The organism is Modestobacter sp. SYSU DS0511, from assembly GCF_054050755.1.
On sequence record NZ_JBJGZY010000017.1, the window covers coordinates 60,682 to 80,064 of the forward strand.

The following is a 19,383-nucleotide window of genomic DNA, read 5'->3' on the forward strand; positions in this document are numbered from 1 at the left end:
GAGGACGACGTGACGACCGAGCGCAGCGAGTCCCTGTGCTGGCTGACCGACATGGACGGCGTGCTGGTGCACGAGGGCAACGCCCTGCCCGGCGCCGCGGAGTTCCTGCAGCGGCTGCGGGACCGGGAGCGCCGCTTCCTGGTGCTGACCAACAACTCGATCTTCACCCCGCGCGACCTCTCGGCGCGGCTGGCCCGCAGCGGGCTGACCGTGCCCGAGGAGTTCATCTGGACCTCGGCCCTGGCGACGGCGGACTTCCTCTCCTCGCAGCTGCCCGGCGGCTCGGCCTACGTGATCGGTGAGGCGGGGCTGACCACGGCGCTGTACGAGGCCGGCTACGTGCTGACCGACACCGATCCCGACTACGTGGTGCTGGGTGAGACCCGCACCTACTCCTTCGAGGCGATCACCCGCGCGATCCGGCTGATCGGCGACGGAGCGCGCTTCATCGCGACCAACCCGGACGTGACCGGGCCGTCGCCGGAGGGGCCGCTCCCGGCCACCGGCTCGGTGGCCGCGATGATCACCAAGGCAACCGGGGCGGAGCCCTACTTCGTCGGGAAGCCGAACCCGATGATGTTCCGCAGCGCCATGAACCGGATCGAGGCCCACTCGGAGTCGACGACCATGGTCGGCGACCGGATGGACACCGACGTCGTTGCCGGCATCGAGGCCGGGCTGGACACCGTGCTGGTGCTCACCGGGTCGACCAAGGAGTCGGACGTGCCCCGCTTCCCGTTCCGCCCGGGCCGGGTGCTCCCCTCGATCGCCGAGGTCATCGACCTCGTCTAGCGGTCGAGGAACGCCAGCCGGGCCTCGGGGGTGGCCAGCAGGTACAGCTCCAGCGCCACCAGGGCGAGCAGCGGCACCCCCAGCAGCGGCTGGTCGGCCTGGAAGGCCGCCGTGTACCCGATGACGCCCAGCAGCAGCTGCAACACGATCACCGGGCCCCTCGACCACCCGGCCACCCGCCACAGCCCGACCGCCGCCGCCGCCAGCAGCCCGGCGCCCAGCCCGACGTAGACGACCTCCGCCAGCGCCCGGGCGACGCTGTCCGGCTCACCGGTGACGGTCAGGAGGAGCAGCAGCAGCGCCAGGGCGGTCAGCCCCGCTGCCTCGACGGCGACCACCAGTGCGGCCCGGCGCACCGCGGGGGGCGCCGGCGGGCGGTCCCGCGCCGGCCGGGGCGCCGCCGGCTGCGCGGCACCACCGAGCAGCCCCTCCGCTCGGGGTCGCCGGCGACCGGGGGCGTTCGACTGATCGCCAGACACGGCCCACAGGCTACGCGTGGGGCGACCGGGCGAGCTGCCGGAAGGCTCCCGGAGGCGGCTGGCTATGTTTGCCGCATGCGTGCGCTGCTGGTGGCGAACCCGGCGGCGACGACCACCACCCGCAAGGTGCGCGACGTGCTGGTCCGGGCGCTGTCCAGCCAGCTCCAGGTCGAGGTCGCGGAGACGGCCCACCGGGGTCACGGGCGGGAGCTCGCGGCGCAGGCCGCGGCCGACGGCGTCGACGTCGTGGTCACCCTGGGTGGCGACGGCACGGTCAACGAAGCGGTCAACGGCCTGCTCAGCGCCGGCCCGGGCGGTCGCGTCCCCACGCTCGCCGTCGTCCCCGGTGGCTCCACCAACGTCTTCTCCCGGGCGCTGGGGCGTTCCCGCGACCCGGTGGAGGCCACCGGGGAGATCCTCGACTCGCTGCGGGCCGGCCGCACCCGGCTGGTCTCCCTCGGCACCGCCTCGGCCCGCCTGCCGGGCACCGGGGCCGAGGAGTGGACCGATCCCCGCTGGTTCGTCTTCGCAGCCGGCATGGGCTTCGACGCCGACGTGATCTCCCGGGTCGAGGCACAGCGGGCACGCGGTCGCCGGTCCAGCGGCGCCCTCTACGTCCGCGCGGGCCTCGACGCCTTCGTGATCGGCCGGGACCGGCGCCGCCCGACGATGACCCTCACCGTTCCCGGGGAGCCGCCCGTCGACGGACTGTTCCTGGCCCTGCTGTCCAACGTCAGCCCGTGGACCTACCTCGGTTCCCGGCCGGTCAACCCGAGTCCGCAGGCGTCCTTCGACACCGGGTTGGACGTCTTCGCGATGGGCCGGGTCGGCGTCGTCCGCATGCTGCACCACGTCCGCCAGGTGATGGCCGCGCGGCCCGACGCCCGGGGGCGCGGCATCCACCGGTGGCACGACCTGACCGAGTTGACGTTGACCGCCACCCGCCCACAGGGCTGGCAGCTCGACGGGGACCACCTCGGCACCACGACCGGTCTGCGGGTCCGCTCGGTGCCCACCGCGCTCCGCGTCGTCGTCTGAGAGAGGACCTCGTTCCTCCCGCCACTCGCTCCGCTGGTGGCCGGCCCCGGGCACCAGGCAGCTCCCGCACCCCACCCTGCTCGCGGCGGCCGTGGACGCGGGCAGCGCTGCACGAGTGGCGAGGCCCGCACACCCGTGGTGAGCTTCCTCACGAGCGCCCGTGAACAGGTGGGAGTCTGCTTGACAGCCCGGCGTCTCGTGAAACCATCACAAGCAAGCAACCTGCCGGTAACAAGGCAGGCGGCCGCCGTTCACGACGCCGGGCCTCCGGCGCGTTGATCCGCGGGGGCGGTCATCAGGGCCGGCGGCCGACTGCCCACCGACAGCATTTCAGCCGAGATCGAGGAGTACACAGCCATGGACTGGCGCCACCGCGCGCTCTGCCGGGACGAGGACCCGGAGCTCTTCTTCCCGATCGGGACGACGGGCCCTGCGGTCGTCCAGATCGAGCAGGCCAAGGCTGTGTGCCGTCGCTGCCCGGTCGTGGAGTCGTGCCTGGAGTGGGCACTCAGCTCCGGCCAGGACTCCGGCGTCTGGGGCGGCCTGTCCGAGGACGAGCGCCGCGCCCTCAAGCGACGCACCGCCCGCACCCGGGTACGCACCGCCTAGTCGAAGGACCCCGTCCCTCACCCCCGGTACGCTCGGGGTGAGCCTCCGGACAGGGGCCGACAGCGAGGGCCGCTCCGTCTTCCGGAGCGGCCCTCGCTGCTTCAGCGGCGCGGACGGCCGGCTCCCGGCAGGGTGAGCACGACCTCCGTGCCCGGGCCACCACCGGAGGGCGGCCCCATCTCCAGCGTGCCGTGCAGCTCGCTGGTCACCAAGGTGCGGACGATCTGCAGCCCCAGGCCGGTGCTCGCTGCCGGGTCGAAGGCCGGCGGCAGGCCGCGCCCGTCGTCGTGCACCCGCACCTCCAGGTCGGCGCCCTCACGGCGGGCGTGCAGCACGATCGTGCCGGGCGAGCCGTCCTCGAAGGCGTGCTCGGCGGCGTTGTGCAGCAGTTCGGTCACCGCCATGACCAGCGGTGTGGCGGCGGCCGCGGGCAGCTCACCGAGCCGGCCGTCGCGCTTGATCCGCGCCGCCGGCCCCACCGAGGTCACGTCGCCGAGCATCGGCAGCACCTGGTCGAGCACGTCGTCGACGTCGACGACGTCGTCCCTGCTGCCGGCCAGCGTCTCGTGCACCACCGCGATCGAGGCGACCCGGCGCACCGACTCCTGCAGCGCAGCCCGGGCCGCCGGCTCGGTCATCCGGCGGGCCTGCAGCCTCAGCAGCGCCGCGACGGTCTGCAGGTTGTTCTTCACCCGGTGGTGGATCTCCCGGATGGTGGCGTCCTTCGTCATCAGCGCGCGGTCCCGCCGGCGGACGTCGGTGACGTCACGGACCAGCACCAGCGCGCCCTCCTCGGCCCCGGGCGCCTGCAGCGGCAGGGCGCGCACCAGCATCGTGGCAGCGTCGTTCTCCACGTCCATCGGATCGGGGAACCGGCCGGCCACCGCCGCGTTGATGCTGGCCGCCACCGCCTCGCCGGCCACCCGGTCGGCCGAGACGCCGCGGGTGACCTCGGCGAGGTCCGCACCGACGACGTCGCCGATGACCCCCATCCGCCGGTAGGCCGACAGCGCGTTGGGGCTGGCGTAGACGGCGCGACCGGCGGAGTCGAGCCGGACCAGCCCGTCGCCGACCCGCGGGCTCATCTCCGCGTCGTCGAGCATCCGTGGCGGGAAGGTGCCCGCGGCGACCATCAGCGACAGGTCGGCGGCGATGTCGAGGTAGGTCAGCTCGAGCGTGGACGGGGCCCGGGTGACCGCGAGGTTGGTGTCCTTGGCCAGCACCGCGACCACCACGCCGTCGTGCCGCACGGGGATGACCTCACGCCGGCGCGGGGCGGTCCCGGACCAGTCGGGCTCCCCCTCGGTGATCGGGCGCCCCTCGCTGTGCGCCTGCACCAGCTGGGCGGCCGCGTCGCCGCTGAGCTCGGTGCCGATGAGGTCGTCGGGCTGGCTGGTCGGCGCGGTCAGCGGCCGCACCTGCGCCACGCACCACCAGGCGCCGTCCTGCAGCGGCACCCACAACGTCAGGTCGGCGAAGGCCAGGTCGGCCAGCAGCTGCCAGTCGGCGACCAGCCGGCGGGCGTGGTCGACCTGGGACGGGCTCGCCGCCGAGCTCCGGGTCAGGCGTTCGGACAGGCTGCTCATGGTGACCCGGAGCCTAGGCGGGGGCTCCGGCGACCGGTCCACCTACCCTGCGCTGGTGACCCGCAGCGCCGCCGTCGGCATCGGCCCCGCCCGCCCTGAGGAGCACGAACGGATCGGCCGGCTCACCGCCGGCGTGTACACCGCGGAGGGGCTGGCCTCGCCCGAGTACGCCGAGCAGCTCGCCGACGTCCGCGGCCGTGCCGACCGGGCCGAGCTCCTCGTCGCCCGGGACGGCGACGGCGCGGTGGTGGGCAGCGTGGCGCTGGTGCTCACCGGCGACTTCGGCCAGGTCACCGAGGCCGACGACGAGGCGGCCTTCCGGATGCTGGTGGTCGACCCCGCGGCGCGCGGGCAGGGGGTCGGCCAGGCGCTCGTGCAGGCCTGCCTGGACCGCGCCCGCGCGGCGGGCAAGCGGCGGATGCTGCTCACCACCGGGCCGCAGATGGCGACGGCGCACCGGCTCTACGAGCGGCTGGGCTTCGCCCGGTTGCCGGAACGCGACTGGAGCCCGGTGCCCGGCATCGACCTGCGGGTGTACGCGCGGGAGCTGTGACGGCCCCGTCCAGAGGCTCGCCCCGAGCGCGCGAGGGGTGCGGAGGACGGGGTCCTTCGACTAAGCGACGACGGTGGCGATGAGGTCGCCCTCCTGGAGCACCTCGCCCTCCACCACGTGCATCTCCTCCACGACGCCGGCCCGCTCGGTGAGCACCGGGATCTCCATCTTCATCGACTCCAGGATCACCAGCGTGTCCCCGGCCGCGACCTGCGCCCCAGGGGCCACCAGGACCTTCCAGACGCTGGAGACCATCTCGGCGTGGATCTCCTCGACCGCCACCGGCGCGCCTCCTCGTGTCGACGTCCCCGCCGCCCGACGGGGACGACCATGAAAGCACGACCCGGTGCTCAGCTGCGGTCGGCCACCAGCGGAGCGGCGATCCGGTGCAGCACCTGGCAGACCGCGGCACCGTCGTGCGGCACCCCGGTGTCGGGCAGCCCGGTGAGCACGTCGGTGGCCGCGCGCGCCGCGGCCGCGAGGTCCGGCGCCCCCGCGCTGACCGTCGCGAGCAGCGCGTCGTACCAGCCGTCCAGACGGTCCCCGGGGTCGTAGCCGCGGACGGCGACCAACTCACGGTCGGCGCCCTGGACACCGCCCGGCGGCAGGTCCGGCAGGCGCCCGGTCACCCGGCCGGCCACCCCGGGCGGGAGGGTGGCGCGCAGCTGGACGGCGACGGCCGGGCGGACGGGGGCGACACCGCCGTCGTCGGGGGCGTCGCCGACGGCGCTGCGCAGCGAGAGCTCGACGGCGTCCACGCCGTGCGACCGCTCGAGCACGGTCATGTCGAGTGAGAACCCGGCGGCGACCTCGGCCAGCTCGCCGTCGGGGTCGATGCCCACCGTCACCAGTCCACGCCAGCCCAGCTCGGGCAGGCGGCGGGCAGCGGCCGGGAGAGGCCCCACGCCCTCTGCGGGGGTCCAGCTCACCCGCGGGGTGCCCCCGGCCCGGTCGCGCACCACCGGGGTGACGTGGTGCAGCGCGTCCTCGGTGACCCAGGCGAGGAAGCCGCGTTCACTGGCCGGCTCGACCCCGTCGCCGCCCAGCCGCTCGAGCACCTCGGCGTGCGGGCCGATCCAGGTGAGCCCGGCCTCGGCCACCGCTGCGGCGAGCCGGGCGTTGCCGGCCAGCGCGGGCGGGACCGGCAGCACCGCACGCACCCGGGTCCGGCGGGCGGCCTCGACGATGCGGCGCACGTCGAGGTAGGACTCGGCCGCGGGTGCGGGGCCCAGCAGCACCGACTCGTCGGCCATCCGGACGTGCCGGGCGTCCTGCTCGGCCTCGGAGCACACCGCGACGGCCTTGACCCCCAGCCGCGCGCAGGCGGCGATCACCGCGCACGCCGCCGGTCCGCGGCCAGCGACGAGCACGCTCTCCACCGCCGTCAGGGCCACCCCGTCCCCCGTCCCCGGCCTGCGGCCGGCGTCGTCGCCACCACTCGCCCCTGAGCCTGACAGGTTCCCCGCCGGCCCTGCACCACCGCACGGCCGCGGCCCGGCGCGTGAGATCCTCGTCCGGTCAGCTTGGCCGGTCCGGGTGCTCCCCGCACGCTGCCCCGGCCGGCGATCACCCGCCGGTGCACCACCGGCGGCAACCCCACCCGAGTGAGGAGGCAGCGATGTCCAAGCGTGGACGCAAGCGGCGCGCCCGCAAGAAGAGCGGCGCCAACCACGGCAAGCGCCCCAACGCGTAAGGCGGAGCCGTCGGCCCCCCTGCAGAGTCCCGTCGCGAGCGACGGGGGCAGGGGGGTCCTTCGTCCGCCGCAGCCGTCAGGCGGAGGGGCGCTCCCCCGGGAGCTGCTCGGTGTAGGTCTCCACGCTGGACCGCTCGATGCGGACCTGCCTGCCGTCCTCCTCGAAGGAGACGGTGGTCAGCTGCACCTTGATCCGGTCCCGGAGGCCGGGCGGCGGCGCGTCCCCGCCGCAGCGGCGGCGCACCAGGGCCTTGAACTCCTGCTCGATGCCGAACTGCCGCAGGCAGGGCGAGCAGTCCTCGAGGTGCTCGGCGATCACCGACCGCCGGGCGTCGTCGGTCTCGTGGTCGAGGAACTCGAACACGTGCGAGAGGACGTCGTCGCACGAGATGATCTCGACGTCGTCGTGCGCTCCGTGCTCTCCCCGGATCCGGTGCGTTCCGTCGTGAGCGTCGGTGCTCATGACCGGGTCGCCTCCTCCGCAGCCCCCGCGCGGACGAACCCGCGCTCCCGGGCGTAGTCGGCCAGCAGCTTCTGCAGACCGCGACGACCGCGGTGCAGGCGGGACATCACCGTGCCGATGGGCGTGCCCATGATCTCGGCGATCTCCTTGTAGGCGAAGCCCTCGACGTCGGCGAGGTACACCGCCAGCCGGAAGTCCTCCGGCAGCTGCTGGAGGGCGTCCTTGATGTCGGAGTCGGGCAGGTGGTCCAGCGCCTCGATCTCCGCCGAGCGCAGCCCGCTGGAGGTGTGCTCCTCCGCGGCGTACAGCTGCCAGTCCTGCACCTGGTCGGTGGGGTACTGCTGCGGCTGCCGCTGCTTCTTGCGGTAGCTGTTGATGTAGGTGTTGGTCAGGATCCGGTACAGCCAGGCCTTGAGGTTCGTACCCTCGGCGAACTGGTGGAACGCGGAGTAGGCCTTGACGAACGTCTCCTGGACCAGGTCCTCGGCGTCGGCCGGGTTGCGGGTCATCCGCAGGGCCGCCGGGTACAGCTGGTCGAGGTAGGGCAGGGCGTCGCGCTCGAACCGGGCGTCACGCTCCGCCCGCGACTCCGCGAGCTCGCTCCGACTGCCGTCGGCGCGGGCCTCCGGCGTCTCCTCGCGCTGCTCCGGCTGCGCTGCAGCCGCGTCCGCCTCGACGACGGGGTTCTCGATCGTGGGCTCCTCGGGCACCGACCGTCCTCTCTGCGGCGCCCGGGAACGGGGCACCACGTCGGACGATCCTAGCCGGGACCGGTCGGGACGGCCGGGGGGACGACGGGACGGGGCGGCGCTGCGCGCGGTCCGCGCCGCCGCGCCCGGGGCTGTGCTGCTCACGGTCGGTCCAACCGAGCACCCCCGGGAGGGATTCCCGCGACCCGGGTCACCGCCGAACCCGGTCGTGCCGCCGGCCACCACGCTCTAGGCTCCCCCGCCGTGGCGGCGACCCCGGCGGTGCGGGCCCTGGAACGGGCGAAGGTGGCCCACTCCCTGCACGAGTACGACCCGGCCGACGGCGCGGCGCTCGCGGAGACGGGGCGGCACGGCTACGGCGAGGTGGCGGTGGCCGCGCTCGGCGCCGACCCGGCCCGCGTGTTCAAGACCCTGGTCACCCGCGTGGACGGCGCGCTCACCGTCGCCGTCGTCCCGGTGAGCGGGCAGCTGGACCTCAAGGCGCTGGCGGCGGCCGCGGGTGGCCGGAAGGCCGCGATGGCCGACCCGGCCGACGCCGAGCGCGCCACCGGCTACGTGCGCGGGGGCATCAGCCCGCTGGGCCAGCGCAAGGCACTGCCGACCGTGGTCGACGCCTCGGCGCTGGGCCTCGCCACCGTCCTGGTGAGCGCCGGCCGCCGGGGTCTGCAGGTGGAGCTGGCGCCGGCCGACCTGGTGCGCCTCACCCGCGCCCGGACGGCGCCGATCGCGCGCTCGTGACGGACCGGGTCAGCGGGCGGTGGTCGGGTAGGGCGTGAGCAGCTGGTCGACCGGCGCGAAGTCGTCGGTGAGCACGCCGGCGTCGCCGACGAACCGGTCCAGCTCCTCCCCCGTCGCGACCTGCCAGGCCAGCTGCCGGTCGTCGAGGGCGGCGGCGATCCCGTCGACCGGCAGCGGCTGCTGCGAGGCGACCGCGACGACGTTCCCGCCGTCCTCGCCGGCGAGCACCGGGGCCCGGGCGAGCAGCGCGACGTGGTCGAAGACCTCCCGAAGGGTGGCCAGTTCCGCGCGGACGAAGCCCAGCGGCGGGTGGTCGATCAGGTTGACCGCGTAGACGCCGTCCTCGGCCAGGGCGTCGTCGACCAGCCGGAGCGCCTCGGCGGTGGTCAGCTGCCAGGGCACCGACAGCCCCCCGAAGGCATCGCCCACGACGAAGTCCCGCTGCCCGGCCGGCTCCTCCTCCAGGCCGACGCGACCGTCCCCGACCCGCACCTGCAGCTCCGCGGACCGCTCCAGGCCGAGCTCCTCCTCGTCGATGGCGACCACGCCGGGGTCGACCTCCAGCACCCGGCCGACCGTGCCCGGCCGGACCTCGGCGAGGTAGCGGGGCAGCGTCAGCCCCCCACCCCCGACGTGCAGCGCCGACAGCGGCTCCCCCGCCGGCGCCATCGCGTCGGCGACCGAGGCGATCGCCTGCACGTACTCGAACTCCAGGTACGTGGGGTCGGCGAGGTCGACGTAGGAGTGCCGCAGCGTGTCCAGCTGCAGCACCCGCCCGGTGGGCCGCTCCGGGTCGGTGGTGACCCGCGCGCAGTGGTAGGCGGTCTCCCGCTCGCACGGGGTGGGCGCGACCGCGGCGAGCAGGGGCGCCGCCAGGGCCAGCACGAGCAGCCCCACCGGCAGCCGCCCGGAGCCGGCCGGCCCGCTGCGGCGCAGCAGCACGGCCAGGACCAGCCCGGCGACCACCACGACCAGGCCGGTGCCGACCAGGATGACGCTGCTGGGCAGCACGGCGACCAGCACGAAGCCGGTGGCGAAGGTGGCCACGATGCCGCCGAGCGTGCCGATGCCGGACAGCTGCCCGACCACCGAGCCGGTCTGCGCGAGGCTGCCCAGCTGCAGCGCCACGACCATCGGCGGGACGGCGGACAGCAGCGCCGCCGGCACCACGACGGCGACCGCGGCCAGCAGGAGCACGTTGCCCGCCGCCGCCCCGGTGAGCAGCTCACCGGCGAAGCGGACCAGCGGCAGCACCGCCACGATCAGCCCCCCACCGGCCACCATCAGCGGGGCGATCAGCCGGCGCGGATCCGTCCGGTCCGCGGCGGCGCCGCCGGCCCACGCGCCCACGGCGATCGCGGCCAGGGCGAAGCCGATCACCGCGGTGCTGGTCTGCAGCGTGATGCCGACGTAGGGCGCGATCAGCCGCAGCCCGACGACCTCGAGCACGAGCACCGCGCCGGAGGAGAGGAACGTGACCCCGGCAGCGACCCACCCAGGCAGCGCCCGGGAGGACTCCGGGGCCCGGTCGGGGGCGGGCGGGGCGGGCGGGGCGGACGGGTCGGCGCTCAGCTGGTCTCCTCGGCTGCGTCGATCAGGGGGACGGTCGATCAGGGGGACGGTCGATCAGAAGAGGGCCGGCTGGTCGGCCGGCTCGCTGACCGACTCGACCCGGGCGGTCAGCTGCGGGCCGTTGTTGCCCACGTTGCCCACGGCCGGGCCCACGGGGCGGATCTCCAGCCGCTCGACGACCTCCGGCGGGGTCGGGGCAGCCACCTCGGCCACGTCCTGCACCGCCGGGTCCAGCCACTGGGCCCACCGCTCGCGGGGCAGCACCAGCGGCATCCGCGGGTGCACCTCGGCCAGCGCCCCGACCGCCGGCGCCGTCACGACCGTGCAGGTGTAGAGCCGGTCGTCCCCGCGCCCCCAGACCTCCCACAGGCCGGCGAACGCCAGGCCCGAACCGTCCTCGGGGGTGACGTAGTACGGCTGCTTGCCCGGGCGGTCGGTGTGCGGTGCCCACTCGTACCAGCCGTCGGCGGGCACCAGGCAGCGGCGGCTCGCCGCGGCGGTGCGGAACGCCGGCTTCTCGGCCAGCGACTCCACCCGCGCGTTGAGCATCCGGTTGCCGATCGCGGCGTCCTTGGCCCAGGAGGGCACCAGCCCCCAGCGCACGACCCGCAGTTCCCGGTGCCCGCCGCCGGTCAGCGCGCCCTCGGCGTCCCGCTCCTTCTTGTGCCGGACGACGTACACGTCCTTGGTCGGCGCGACGTTGTGGTCAGCCGGCAGGGCGGGCTGCCCCTCGGCGACGACCGCCTCGAACTCGACCACCAGGTCCTCGGGACGGCGGCTGGCGGCGTAGCGACCACACATGACGGCTCCTCCCCGCGCGCCGACGGCACCGGCGGCCACCAGCGAGCGTAGGTGCTGGCGTCGAGGTGGGTCTTCCGTCCAGCGCCCCCACCCGTGCGGGCGGGGCCCGGCGGAGGTAGGACGGGGAGGCACAGAGCCGACCCAGCGCGATGGAGGCACGACGACGTGACGACCCAGGCTCCGCCCACCGAGCACCCCAAGACCGCCAGCGACTCCGGCGACCGCCCGTACGCGACGATCGACCCGGCCACCGGGCGCACCGAGCAGGAGTTCCCCTTCCTGGACACCGCCGAGGTCGACGGCGTCGTCGAGCGGGCGCACGCCGCCTTCGGCGAGTGGCGGCGCCGCCCGGTCGCCGAGCGCGCCGCGATCGTCGGCCGCATCGGCGAGCTGATGCGCGAGCGGCGCGACGACCTCGGCGCGCTCATCACCAAGGAGATGGGCAAGCGCATCCAGGAGGCGACCGGCGAGGCGATGCTCGTCTCGATGATCTTCGACTGGTACGCCCAGAAGGGCCCGGGCTTCCTCGAGCCGAAGCGGATCGACGTCATGGAGGGCGAGGCCCTCGTCGTCAACGAGCCGGTCGGCGTCCTGCTGGCCATCGAGCCGTGGAACTTCCCGCTCTACCAGGTGGCCCGGGTGGTGGCCCCCAACCTCGTGCTGGGCAACGTGGTGCTGCTCAAGCACGCGGAGAACAACCCGCAGACCGCCCTGGCGCTGGAGCAGCTGTTCCGCGACGCCGGCGTCCCGGAGGGCGTCTACACCAACCTGTTCCTGCGGATCTCCGACGTGGAGAAGGTGATCGCCCACCCGCACGTGCAGGGCGTGACGCTGACCGGCAGCGCCCGCGCCGGCAGCAGCGTCGCGTCGCTGGCCGGCAAGCACCTCAAGAAGTCGGTGCTCGAGCTCGGCGGCAGCGACCCGTTCATCGTGCTCGACGCCCCTGACGTGTCGAAGACGGTCCAGGCGGCCACGATCTCCCGCACGCTGAACACCGGGCAGGCGTGCATCGCCGCCAAGCGGTTCATCGTGATGGACGACGTGTACGACGAGTTCGTCGCGGGCCTGACCGAGGCCTTCCGCGGGCTGCAGCCCGGCGACCCGGCGGACCCGGCGACCACGCTGGGCCCGCTGTCCTCCGAGCGGGCCGCGCAGGACTACACCGCCCAGGTGCAGGACGCCATCGACAAGGGCGCCACGGTGCTGGTCGGCGGCGGCCGGCCGGAGCGGGAGGGCGCGTTCGTCAACGCGACCCTGCTGGCCGACGTCACCCCGGAGATGCGGGCCTACCACGAGGAGCTGTTCGGCCCCGCGGCGGTGGTGTACCGGGTGTCCAGCGAGGACGAGGCGGTCCGGCTGGCCAACGACACCGAGTTCGGGCTGAGCGCCTCGGTCTTCTCCGCCGACGTCGAGCGGGCCCGCGCCGTGGCCGACCGGGTGGAGTCGGGGATGGTCTGGATCAACTCGCCGTCCGGCACCTCCCCGGAGCTGCCCTTCGGCGGGGTGAAGCGCTCCGGCTACGGCCGGGAGCTCTCCGAGCTCGGCATGTTCGAGTTCGCCAACCAGCGGTTGGTGCGCACCGTCGGCACGCCGAAGCCGGAGTCGGTCGAGGCCGAGGCCGGCTGACCTGGTGGTCCGGGGTGGTGGCCGCAGGCGCCGTCACCCCGGACCCCCGCTGCCGTGACAGGGCAGGATGACCGGCATGGCAGAGGTCTGGACGACGCCGCACCGCACCGCCCCCGTCGACGCGGTGGTCACGCTGCCCGGGTCGAAGTCGCTCACCGCCCGCGCGCTGGTGCTGGCCGCGCTGGCCGACGGGCCCAGCCGGCTGGTGCGACCGCTGCGCGCCCGGGACACCGACCTGATGGCCGCCGGGCTGCGCGCGCTGGGCGTGGGCGTCGCCGAGGACGGGGACGACTGGCTGGTCACCCCCGGCGAGCTGCGCGGCCCCGCCGACGTCGACGCCGGCCTGGCGGGCACCGTGCTGCGCTTCCTCCCCCCGGTCGCCGCGCTGGCCACCGGCCCGGTGCGGCTGGACGGCGACCCGCGGCTGCGGGAACGCCCCAACGCCGGGCTGATCGCCGGGCTGCGCGACCTGGGCGTGCGGATCGACGACGGCGGCCGGGGCCGGGCCCCGTTCACCGTGCACGGCACCGGCGCGGTCCGCGGCGGCGCGGTGACCGTCGACGCCAGCGAGTCCAGCCAGGTGGTCTCCGGGCTGCTGCTGGCCGCCGCCCGGTACGACCGGGGAGTCGACCTGGCCGTCGCCGGGTCGCTGCCCTCGATGCCGCACGTGGAGATGACCGTGCGCACGCTGGCCGAGCACGGCGTCGACGTCGTCCCGACCGACGGCGGCTGGCGGGTCTCCCCCGGCCCGATCGCCGCCCTGGACCGGGTGGTCGAACCCGACCTGTCCAACGCCGCGCCCTTCCTCGCGGCCGCGCTGGTCACCGGCGGGCGGGTCACCGTGCGCGACTGGCCGGCCGACACCACCCAGCCCGGCGCGCAGCTGGACCGGCTGCTCACCGCGATGGGCGCCGAGGTCGCGCGCACCCCCGCCGGGCTGCAGGTCACCGGGAGCGCCCGGATCGCGCCGCTGGAGGCCGACCTGGGTGCCGTCGGCGAGCTGACCCCGGTGCTGGCGGCGCTGTGCGCGTTGGCCGACGGCCCGTCCCGGCTGACCGGCATCGCCCACCTGCGAGGGCACGAGACCGACCGGCTCCAGGCGCTCGACGAGGTGCTGACCGCGGTCGGCGCCCGGGTGGAGCAGCTGCCCGACGGCCTGGTGATCACCCCCGGCCCGGGCCGGGGCGCACAGCTGGACTCCTACGCCGACCACCGCATGGTGCACGCCGCTGCCGTGCTCGGGCTCGCCGTCGACGGCGTCCGGGTCACCGACCCCGGCGCGGTGAGCAAGACCCTGCCGGACTTCCTGCACCGGTGGGCCGCGCTGGCGGACCGGCCGGCGGAGGTGGGCCGTTGAGCCGCCGGATGGACAAGCGGTCCGACGAGGACGACGTCCGCGTCCGGCCGACCCGGCACGGCTCCCGCCCGCGCACCCGCACCCGGCCGGCGCACGAGGACGCCGTCCCGGGGATGGTGGTCGCCGTCGACCGCGGCCGGATGCAGGTGCGGGTCGAGGACCCGGACGGCGCTCCGGTCGAGGTGACCGCCATGCGGGCCCGGGAGCTGGGGAAGCACGGTGTGGTGGTCGGCGACCGGGTGCGGATCGTCGGCGACACCTCCGGCCGGCCGGACACGCTGGCCCGGATCGTGGTGATCGAGGACCGGGCGACCGTGCTCCGCCGCACCGCCGACGACACCGACCCCACCGAGCGGATCGTGGTGGCCAACGCCGAGCTGCTGGTGGTCGTCACCTCGGTGACCGACCCCGACCCGGCGCTGGGCTTCCTGGACCGCTGCCTGGTGGCCGCCTACGCCGGGGGCCTGGCGCCGCTGCTGTGCCTCACCAAGACCGACCTGGCCAGCCCGCAGCCGCTGCTGGACCGGTACGCCGGTCTGGAGGTCGAGGCGGTGCCCATGTCGCGGGAGGCGTCGCTGGACGAGCTGCTGCAGCGGCTGACCGGGCGGATGAGCGTGCTGGTCGGCCAGTCCGGGGTCGGCAAGTCGACCCTGGTCAACCGGCTGGTCCCGGACGCCTTCCGGGCCACCGGCGACGTCAGCAAGATCGGCAAGGGCCGGCACACGTCGTCCTCGGCGGTGCTGCTGGACCTCCCCGGCGGAGGCACCGTGATCGACACCCCGGGCATCCGCTCGCTCGGGCTGGCGCACGTCACCGCGCAGGACGTGCTCGCCGCCTTCGACGACCTCGCCGAGGCCGCCGTCGACTGCCCGCCGGGCTGCGGGCACACCGCCGAGGACCCGGAGTGCGCCCTGGACGCCTGGGCCGCCGACGGCCCGTCCGCCCGCGGCGAGCGGCTGGGCAGCTTCCGTCGGCTGATCACCGCCGTCGGCCAGGTGACGTGAGGGAACGGCCTCCTCGCAGGGTCCCGCCGCGAGCTCGCGAGCGGTGGGGCGGGGGCCCCGTCCAGAGGCTCGTCCCGAGCGTGCGAGGGATGAGGCGGACGGTGTCCTTCGACCTTCTCAGATCAGCCGGGTCGGGAGGGCGCGCTCGGCCCAGCCGCCGGCGCCGTCGGGCCGCACGTGCCAGGCCTGCGCCCCCGGGCGCACGGTGACCGCCTCGGCGAGAGCGGCGCCGATGTAGTGCAGGCCGACGCCGTCCTCGGTCGCGTACCCGCCGGGCAGCTCGCCCGCGGCCACCAGCCGGCGGTAGGCGTCCCGGCGCGGGTGCTCGCCGTCGTCGTTGTGCACGTTGTTGCTGAACGGCAGCAGACCCAGCCCGTCGGTCAGCGGGGCCAGCCGGTCACCGAACCCGTCGGTGGGGCCACCGACGTGCCAGCACTGGCTGCCGGCCCCGGTGCCCGCCAGCACGACCCCGGCCTCCCAGCACTCCCGCAGCGCCGCGGGCAGGCCGTGCGCGCGCCAGACGGCCAGCAGGTTCACCAGGCTGCCGCCCTCGACCAGCACGACGTCCTGGGTGAGCAGGTGCTGGCGCACGTCCGGCACGCTCGGCTGGGGGAACAGCCGCAGCGTGCTGAGGGTGACGTCGCCCCGGGTGCCGAAGACCCGGTCGTACACCGAGACCGCCGTCGGGTCGTCGCCGATCGCCGTCGGCACGTAGCAGATCCGCACCGGCCCCTCGGCGGTCCGCCGGCCCCGTCCCAACCGGAGCACGTGCTCGATGAGCGGCTGGTTGCCGCGCTCACCCGGCCGGGGCGCGAGCACCCCGGAGAAGGCGAAGACCTGCCGTTGCACGCTGCTCCCCTCGGTCCGTCGGCGCCGGTTCAGTCGTCGACGCCGTGCACATAACCACCGCTGCGCCAGTAGACCCCGGAGGCGTCCCGCGACAGCAGCCCCTCGTCGACCAGGTACCGGCGGAGGGCGGCCACGTCGGGGTGCCAGGCTGCCAGGAGGGCGTTCACCTCGCGCTCCGGGTACCGCACCCCGGCCTCGAAGACGTGCACCAGGTGGGCCAGCACCACCCGCCGCTTGCCCTGCTGCGCGGGGACGGCGACCAGCCGGCCGTCGCGCACGAACGCCCGCAGCACCGCGTCCTCGGCGGGGTCGGCCGACAGCGGCTCCGGGGCCGGCTCGCGCTCGGCGGCCGCCCGCGCCGCGCTGCCGAAGCGGTCCTGGTGCAGCGTCAACCGGTGGCCGTCGCGGCCGACCAGGCCGCCGCGGGCCAGCCGGCGGGCAGCCAGCGCCACCTCCTGCAGGGAGAGGCCCGCGGCCTCGGCCACCTGCTCGATCGTGCCGGCGCCCAGCGCCAGCGCGGCCACCACCTTGAGCCGGACCGGGTCGGCCAGCAGCCCGACGATCGTCCGCGCCTCCATCCCCCGACCGTAACCGGGCGACGTCGCGGGCGGCCGCAGGCATCGACGCACCGGTCGCGGGGTAGCCGACCGACCATGGTGAGCCCGATCGACATCCAGAAGGCCCTCGGCGGCATCGAGTACCCGGCGAAGAAGGAGGACGTGGTCAAGCACGCGGAGTCCCACGGCGGCGACGGTGAGGTGCTCGAGGCGCTGAGGAACATCGGCGACGGCGAGTACGACACCCCGGCGGCCGTGGAGAAGGCGGTCTTCAACAACTGATGGAGGAGCCCCTTGCCCCCCGCCACTCGCGAGCTCGCGGCGGGACCCGGCAAGGGAGCCGTGGCCGATCGGCACTGGTCCCGGCTGCTCGCGGCCGGGACCAGTAGGTTCGGCTGTCATGACACCCGGGATGCGCGGCTTCACCGAGGACATGCGCCTGGCGCACGTGCTCGCCGACCAGGCCGACGCGATCAGCCTCGACCGGTTCCGGGCGCAGGACCTCCACGTCGAGACCAAGCCCGACCTGACCCCGGTCACCGACGCGGACCGGGCGGTCGAGGAGCAGTTGCGGGCCACCCTGTCCCGGGCCCGGACCCGCGACGCGGTGCTCGGCGAGGAGTTCGGCAGCACCGGCCGGGGTGACCGGCGCTGGGTGATCGACCCCATCGACGGCACCAAGAACTTCGTCCGGGGCGTGCCGGTGTGGGCGACGCTCATCGCGCTGCTCGAGGGTGACGTGCCGGTCGTCGGGCTGGTGTCGGCACCGGCGCTCAACCGGCGCTGGTGGGCGGCCGCGGGGGTCGGCGCCTGGACCGGTCGCCGGCTGGAGAACGCGACCCGCTGCACCGTCTCGCAGGTGGCCAGCCTGGCCGACGCGAGCCTCTCCTACTCCAGCCTCTCCGGCTGGGAGGAACAGGGCCGCCTCGACCCCTTCCTGGACCTGACCCGCTCGGTGTGGCGCACCCGCGCCTACGGGGACTTCTGGAGCTACATGATGGTCGCGGAGGGGGCCGTCGACGTGGCCTGCGAGCCCGAGGTCTCGCTGTGGGACCTCGCCGCGCTGGACGTGATCGTGCGGGAGGCCGGCGGCAGCTTCAGCGACCTCGACGGCGCCGCGGGTCCGGCGGGCGGCAGCGCGGTGGCCAGCAACGGCGTGCTGCACGCCGACGTGCTGACGGCGCTCGCCCGACGCTAGGGGCGAGCGCCGCCCCGGGGCGCTGGTCAGTGCGCCGGTCAGTGCGCCGGCCCGGTGCCCCCGGAGCCGTCGCGACCGCCCTGGATCCGGCGCCGCACGTCCTCGATGCGGGCCCGGTTCTTCGGGTCGCTCGCCAGGTGCTGGGCCTTGTCCGTCGCCTGGCGGATGACCTGCTTGCCCTTCGGGCTGTTCGCGAACTGCACGAGCTTGTTCATGATCGACGCCATGGCGCGTCGCCCCCTCTCGTCGACGGGGAGCCGGGGCGCCGGCTCCTCACTCCGGGCCAACGGTGCCCCGGACCAGCCGGTTCCACTCCTGCGCGGCCGGGGTCAGCCGACCGCGGCGGTCCACCGTTCCCGCGCGGCCCGCAGCTGCGGCGCGGTCCGCGGCTCCACCACCGGCCCGCGCACCCGCTGCGGGGTGAGCTCCAGCCCGACCCCGCGGCCGGCGAGCACCGCGGCACCGGCGGCCGAGGCGCTGCGCACCTGCACGTGCTGCACCGGCCGGGCCAGCACGTCGGCGAGCAGCTGCTGCAGCCCGGCGTCCCGTGCACCACCCCCGGTGAGCACCACCGGGGCGACGTCGTCCGGCGGGGCCCCGAGCAGGTCGAGGGCGGCACCGACGGCGAACGACACCCCCTCCAGGGCGGCGCGCGCCAGGTCGGCCCGGGTGGTGTCGGCCGACAGCCCGGTCCAGCCGCCCCGCGCAGCCGGGCCGGCCACCCCACCCCGCTCGCCGGTGAGGAACGGGGTGAACACGACGCCACCGGCCCCCGGCGCCGCGGTGCCCAGGCTGCCCAGCAACGCCGGCCAGTCCAGGCCGAGCACCTCCCGCACCCACGACCAGGCCGTGCCGGCGTTCTGCAGCGCGGCCATCGCGTACCAGCCCTCGTCGGCGTCGGCGAAGCAGTGCACGACCGGGTCGGCCACCGGCCGCGGCCGCACGCCCGGACGCAGCACCTGCGCCCCGGATCCGAGGTTCACCTGGACGCCGCCGTCGCCGCCCGCCGCCAGCAGCGCCAGCGGGGTGTCGGCACCGCCGACGACGACCGGCACCTCACCGACCGGCAGGACCGCCGTCCCGAGCACCTCGGCGCCGGGACGGACGGCGGGCAGCACCCGTGCCGGCAGGCCGGCGGCCGCCACCGCCGCCGTCGACCAGCGCTCCCCCGGGACGTCCCACAGCAGGGTGGCCGAGGCGTCGGTCCGGTCGGTGATCGCGGGGTCGGTGCCGGGCAGCAGCGCGGCCCGCAGCGCGTCCTTGGGCAGCAGGGCGGCCGCGGCGCGGTCCAGCAGCTCGGGTCGGGCCGCGGCCAGCCAGGCCAGCAGCGGCCCCGTCATCCCCGGCACGAGCGGGTTGGCCAGGGCCGCCCGGTCGCCGTCGGGGAGCCCTCGCCAGCGGGTCAGCTCCGCCGTGGCGCGCTGGTCGGGCCAGAGCAGGGCCGGTGCCAGCGGCCGGCCGGCGCCGTCGACCAGCACCGCGCCGTGCATCTGGCCGGCGAACCCCAGGGCGATCACCGGGCGGCCCGCCAGCCGACGGGCGAGCGCGGTGAGTGCGTCGTCCAGTGCCCGGCGCCACACGGCGACGTCGGTCTGCGCCCAGGCCGGCTGCGGCCGGTCCACGGCGTAGCCGACCTCGCTCTCGGCGACGACCGCGCCCACCGGGTCGAGGGCGGCGAGCTTCAGCCCGCTGGTGCCCAGGTCGGCGCCGACGACGACCGGGTCACTGCTCACCGCCGCATCCTGACCGCCCCGGCGC

The 19,383-nt window shown here is 75.6% G+C and carries 23 protein-coding genes; 11 read left to right on the forward strand and 12 right to left on the reverse strand.

Going from position 1 to position 19,383, the window contains the following annotated elements; translation table 11 throughout:
• Nucleotides 1-9 precede the first annotated feature (9 nt).
• The gene (locus tag ACI783_RS10655) at nucleotides 10-792 is read left to right on the forward strand and encodes an HAD-IIA family hydrolase (protein ID WP_457140419.1); all 783 of its coding nucleotides are present in this window, start codon (nucleotides 10-12) and stop codon (nucleotides 790-792) included.
• Here ACI783_RS10655 and ACI783_RS10660 read toward each other — a convergent pair.
• A complete protein-coding gene (locus tag ACI783_RS10660) occupies nucleotides 789-1,271 on the reverse strand; it encodes a hypothetical protein (protein WP_457140420.1) in 483 nt (160 codons plus the stop codon). The two genes, ACI783_RS10655 and ACI783_RS10660, sit on opposite strands and share 4 nt — an antisense overlap.
• A gap of 75 nt (nucleotides 1,272-1,346) precedes the next feature.
• Between ACI783_RS10660 and ACI783_RS10665 the strand changes: the two genes are divergently transcribed.
• Together ACI783_RS10665 and ACI783_RS10670 are read left to right on the forward strand one after the other, a co-directional pair.
• A complete protein-coding gene (locus ACI783_RS10665) occupies nucleotides 1,347-2,309 on the forward strand; it encodes a diacylglycerol/lipid kinase family protein (protein ID WP_457140421.1) in 963 nt (320 codons plus the stop codon).
• Nucleotides 2,310-2,666: 357 nt separating this feature from the next.
• Nucleotides 2,667-2,918, forward strand: a complete 252-nt coding sequence (locus ACI783_RS10670; RefSeq protein WP_153361367.1) for a WhiB family transcriptional regulator — start codon at nucleotides 2,667-2,669, stop codon at nucleotides 2,916-2,918.
• Between the two features lie 101 nt (nucleotides 2,919-3,019).
• Here the strand turns inward: ACI783_RS10670 and ACI783_RS10675 are convergent, their stop codons facing one another.
• The gene (locus ACI783_RS10675) at nucleotides 3,020-4,504 is read right to left on the reverse strand and encodes a sensor histidine kinase (RefSeq protein ID WP_457140422.1); all 1,485 of its coding nucleotides are present in this window, start codon (nucleotides 4,502-4,504) and stop codon (nucleotides 3,020-3,022) included.
• Nucleotides 4,505-4,559: 55 nt separating this feature from the next.
• Between ACI783_RS10675 and ACI783_RS10680 the strand changes: the two genes are divergently transcribed.
• The gene (locus tag ACI783_RS10680; RefSeq protein WP_457140423.1) at nucleotides 4,560-5,057 is read left to right on the forward strand and encodes a GNAT family N-acetyltransferase; all 498 of its coding nucleotides are present in this window, start codon (nucleotides 4,560-4,562) and stop codon (nucleotides 5,055-5,057) included.
• Nucleotides 5,058-5,117: 60 nt separating this feature from the next.
• Here ACI783_RS10680 and ACI783_RS10685 read toward each other — a convergent pair whose 3' ends face one another.
• Together ACI783_RS10685 and ACI783_RS10690 are read right to left on the reverse strand one after the other, a co-directional pair.
• Nucleotides 5,118-5,339, reverse strand: coding sequence for a biotin/lipoyl-binding carrier protein (locus ACI783_RS10685; RefSeq protein ID WP_457076454.1), 222 nt, complete (start codon nucleotides 5,337-5,339; stop codon nucleotides 5,118-5,120).
• A gap of 68 nt (nucleotides 5,340-5,407) precedes the next feature.
• Nucleotides 5,408-6,427 carry a biotin carboxylase N-terminal domain-containing protein gene (locus ACI783_RS10690; RefSeq protein WP_457140424.1) on the reverse strand — a complete coding sequence of 340 codons (1,020 nt, stop codon included), beginning with the start codon at nucleotides 6,425-6,427 and terminating at the stop codon, nucleotides 5,408-5,410.
• A 248-nt stretch (nucleotides 6,428-6,675) separates the two neighbouring features.
• Here ACI783_RS10690 and ACI783_RS10695 point away from each other — a divergent pair, with 248 nt between their 5' ends.
• Nucleotides 6,676-6,750, forward strand: coding sequence for a 50S ribosomal protein bL37 (locus tag ACI783_RS10695; RefSeq protein ID WP_014742531.1), 75 nt, complete (start codon nucleotides 6,676-6,678; stop codon nucleotides 6,748-6,750).
• A gap of 76 nt (nucleotides 6,751-6,826) precedes the next feature.
• Here ACI783_RS10695 and rsrA read toward each other — a convergent pair whose 3' ends face one another.
• A complete protein-coding gene (gene rsrA, locus ACI783_RS10700) occupies nucleotides 6,827-7,213 on the reverse strand; it encodes a mycothiol system anti-sigma-R factor (protein ID WP_457140425.1) in 387 nt (128 codons plus the stop codon).
• Nucleotides 7,210-7,923: a sigma-70 family RNA polymerase sigma factor gene (locus tag ACI783_RS10705; protein WP_457140426.1), complete on the reverse strand. Its 714-nt coding sequence runs from the start codon at nucleotides 7,921-7,923 to the stop codon at nucleotides 7,210-7,212. Before ACI783_RS10705 ends, rsrA begins: the two co-directional genes overlap by 4 nt.
• A gap of 243 nt (nucleotides 7,924-8,166) precedes the next feature.
• Between ACI783_RS10705 and ybaK the strand changes: the two genes are divergently transcribed.
• Nucleotides 8,167-8,661, forward strand: coding sequence for a Cys-tRNA(Pro) deacylase (gene ybaK / locus ACI783_RS10710; RefSeq protein ID WP_457140427.1), 495 nt, complete (start codon nucleotides 8,167-8,169; stop codon nucleotides 8,659-8,661).
• Nucleotides 8,662-8,670: 9 nt separating this feature from the next.
• Here the strand turns inward: ybaK and ACI783_RS10715 are convergent, their stop codons facing one another.
• Together ACI783_RS10715 and ACI783_RS10720 are read right to left on the reverse strand one after the other, a co-directional pair.
• Nucleotides 8,671-10,116, reverse strand: a complete 1,446-nt coding sequence (locus ACI783_RS10715) for a fused MFS/spermidine synthase (protein ID WP_457140428.1) — start codon at nucleotides 10,114-10,116, stop codon at nucleotides 8,671-8,673.
• Nucleotides 10,117-10,287: 171 nt separating this feature from the next.
• A complete protein-coding gene (locus ACI783_RS10720) occupies nucleotides 10,288-11,034 on the reverse strand; it encodes an SOS response-associated peptidase (RefSeq protein ID WP_457140429.1) in 747 nt (248 codons plus the stop codon).
• A 165-nt stretch (nucleotides 11,035-11,199) separates the two neighbouring features.
• Between ACI783_RS10720 and ACI783_RS10725 the strand changes: the two genes are divergently transcribed.
• The 3 genes from ACI783_RS10725 to rsgA all read left to right on the forward strand — a co-directional run bounded on the left by ACI783_RS10725 (nucleotide 11,200) and on the right by rsgA (nucleotide 15,021).
• Entirely contained in the window at nucleotides 11,200-12,660 is a 1,461-nt protein-coding gene (locus ACI783_RS10725; RefSeq protein ID WP_457083710.1) for an NAD-dependent succinate-semialdehyde dehydrogenase, read from the forward strand.
• A gap of 76 nt (nucleotides 12,661-12,736) precedes the next feature.
• Nucleotides 12,737-14,017 (forward strand): 3-phosphoshikimate 1-carboxyvinyltransferase, encoded by a 1,281-nt coding sequence (aroA, locus tag ACI783_RS10730; protein WP_457140430.1) that lies wholly within the window; start codon nucleotides 12,737-12,739, stop codon nucleotides 14,015-14,017.
• Nucleotides 14,014-15,021, forward strand: a complete 1,008-nt coding sequence (rsgA, locus tag ACI783_RS10735) for a ribosome small subunit-dependent GTPase A (protein WP_457140431.1) — start codon at nucleotides 14,014-14,016, stop codon at nucleotides 15,019-15,021. The genes aroA and rsgA overlap by 4 nt, the downstream gene beginning before the upstream one ends.
• 117 nt (nucleotides 15,022-15,138) lie before the next feature.
• Here the strand turns inward: rsgA and ACI783_RS10740 are convergent, their stop codons facing one another.
• Together ACI783_RS10740 and ACI783_RS10745 are read right to left on the reverse strand one after the other, a co-directional pair.
• Nucleotides 15,139-15,870 (reverse strand): Type 1 glutamine amidotransferase-like domain-containing protein, encoded by a 732-nt coding sequence (locus ACI783_RS10740; RefSeq protein ID WP_457140432.1) that lies wholly within the window; start codon nucleotides 15,868-15,870, stop codon nucleotides 15,139-15,141.
• Nucleotides 15,871-15,899: 29 nt separating this feature from the next.
• Entirely contained in the window at nucleotides 15,900-16,448 is a 549-nt protein-coding gene (locus ACI783_RS10745) for a DUF2087 domain-containing protein (RefSeq protein ID WP_457140433.1), read from the reverse strand.
• A gap of 75 nt (nucleotides 16,449-16,523) precedes the next feature.
• Here ACI783_RS10745 and ACI783_RS10750 point away from each other — a divergent pair, with 75 nt between their 5' ends.
• Together ACI783_RS10750 and hisN are read left to right on the forward strand one after the other, a co-directional pair.
• On the forward strand, nucleotides 16,524-16,709 hold the full coding sequence (locus ACI783_RS10750) for a DUF2795 domain-containing protein (RefSeq protein ID WP_457140434.1): 186 nt from the start codon (nucleotides 16,524-16,526) through the stop codon (nucleotides 16,707-16,709).
• 118 nt (nucleotides 16,710-16,827) lie between these two features.
• Nucleotides 16,828-17,625, forward strand: a complete 798-nt coding sequence (hisN, locus tag ACI783_RS10755) for a histidinol-phosphatase (protein WP_457140435.1) — start codon at nucleotides 16,828-16,830, stop codon at nucleotides 17,623-17,625.
• 38 nt (nucleotides 17,626-17,663) lie between these two features.
• Here hisN and ACI783_RS10760 read toward each other — a convergent pair whose 3' ends face one another.
• Complete coding sequence (locus ACI783_RS10760) at nucleotides 17,664-17,852, reverse strand: hypothetical protein (protein ID WP_457140436.1); 189 nt, start codon at nucleotides 17,850-17,852, stop codon at nucleotides 17,664-17,666.
• Nucleotides 17,853-17,954: 102 nt separating this feature from the next.
• Entirely contained in the window at nucleotides 17,955-19,358 is a 1,404-nt protein-coding gene (locus ACI783_RS10765) for an FGGY family carbohydrate kinase (protein WP_457140437.1), read from the reverse strand.
• Nucleotides 19,359-19,383: the final 25 nt, after the last annotated feature.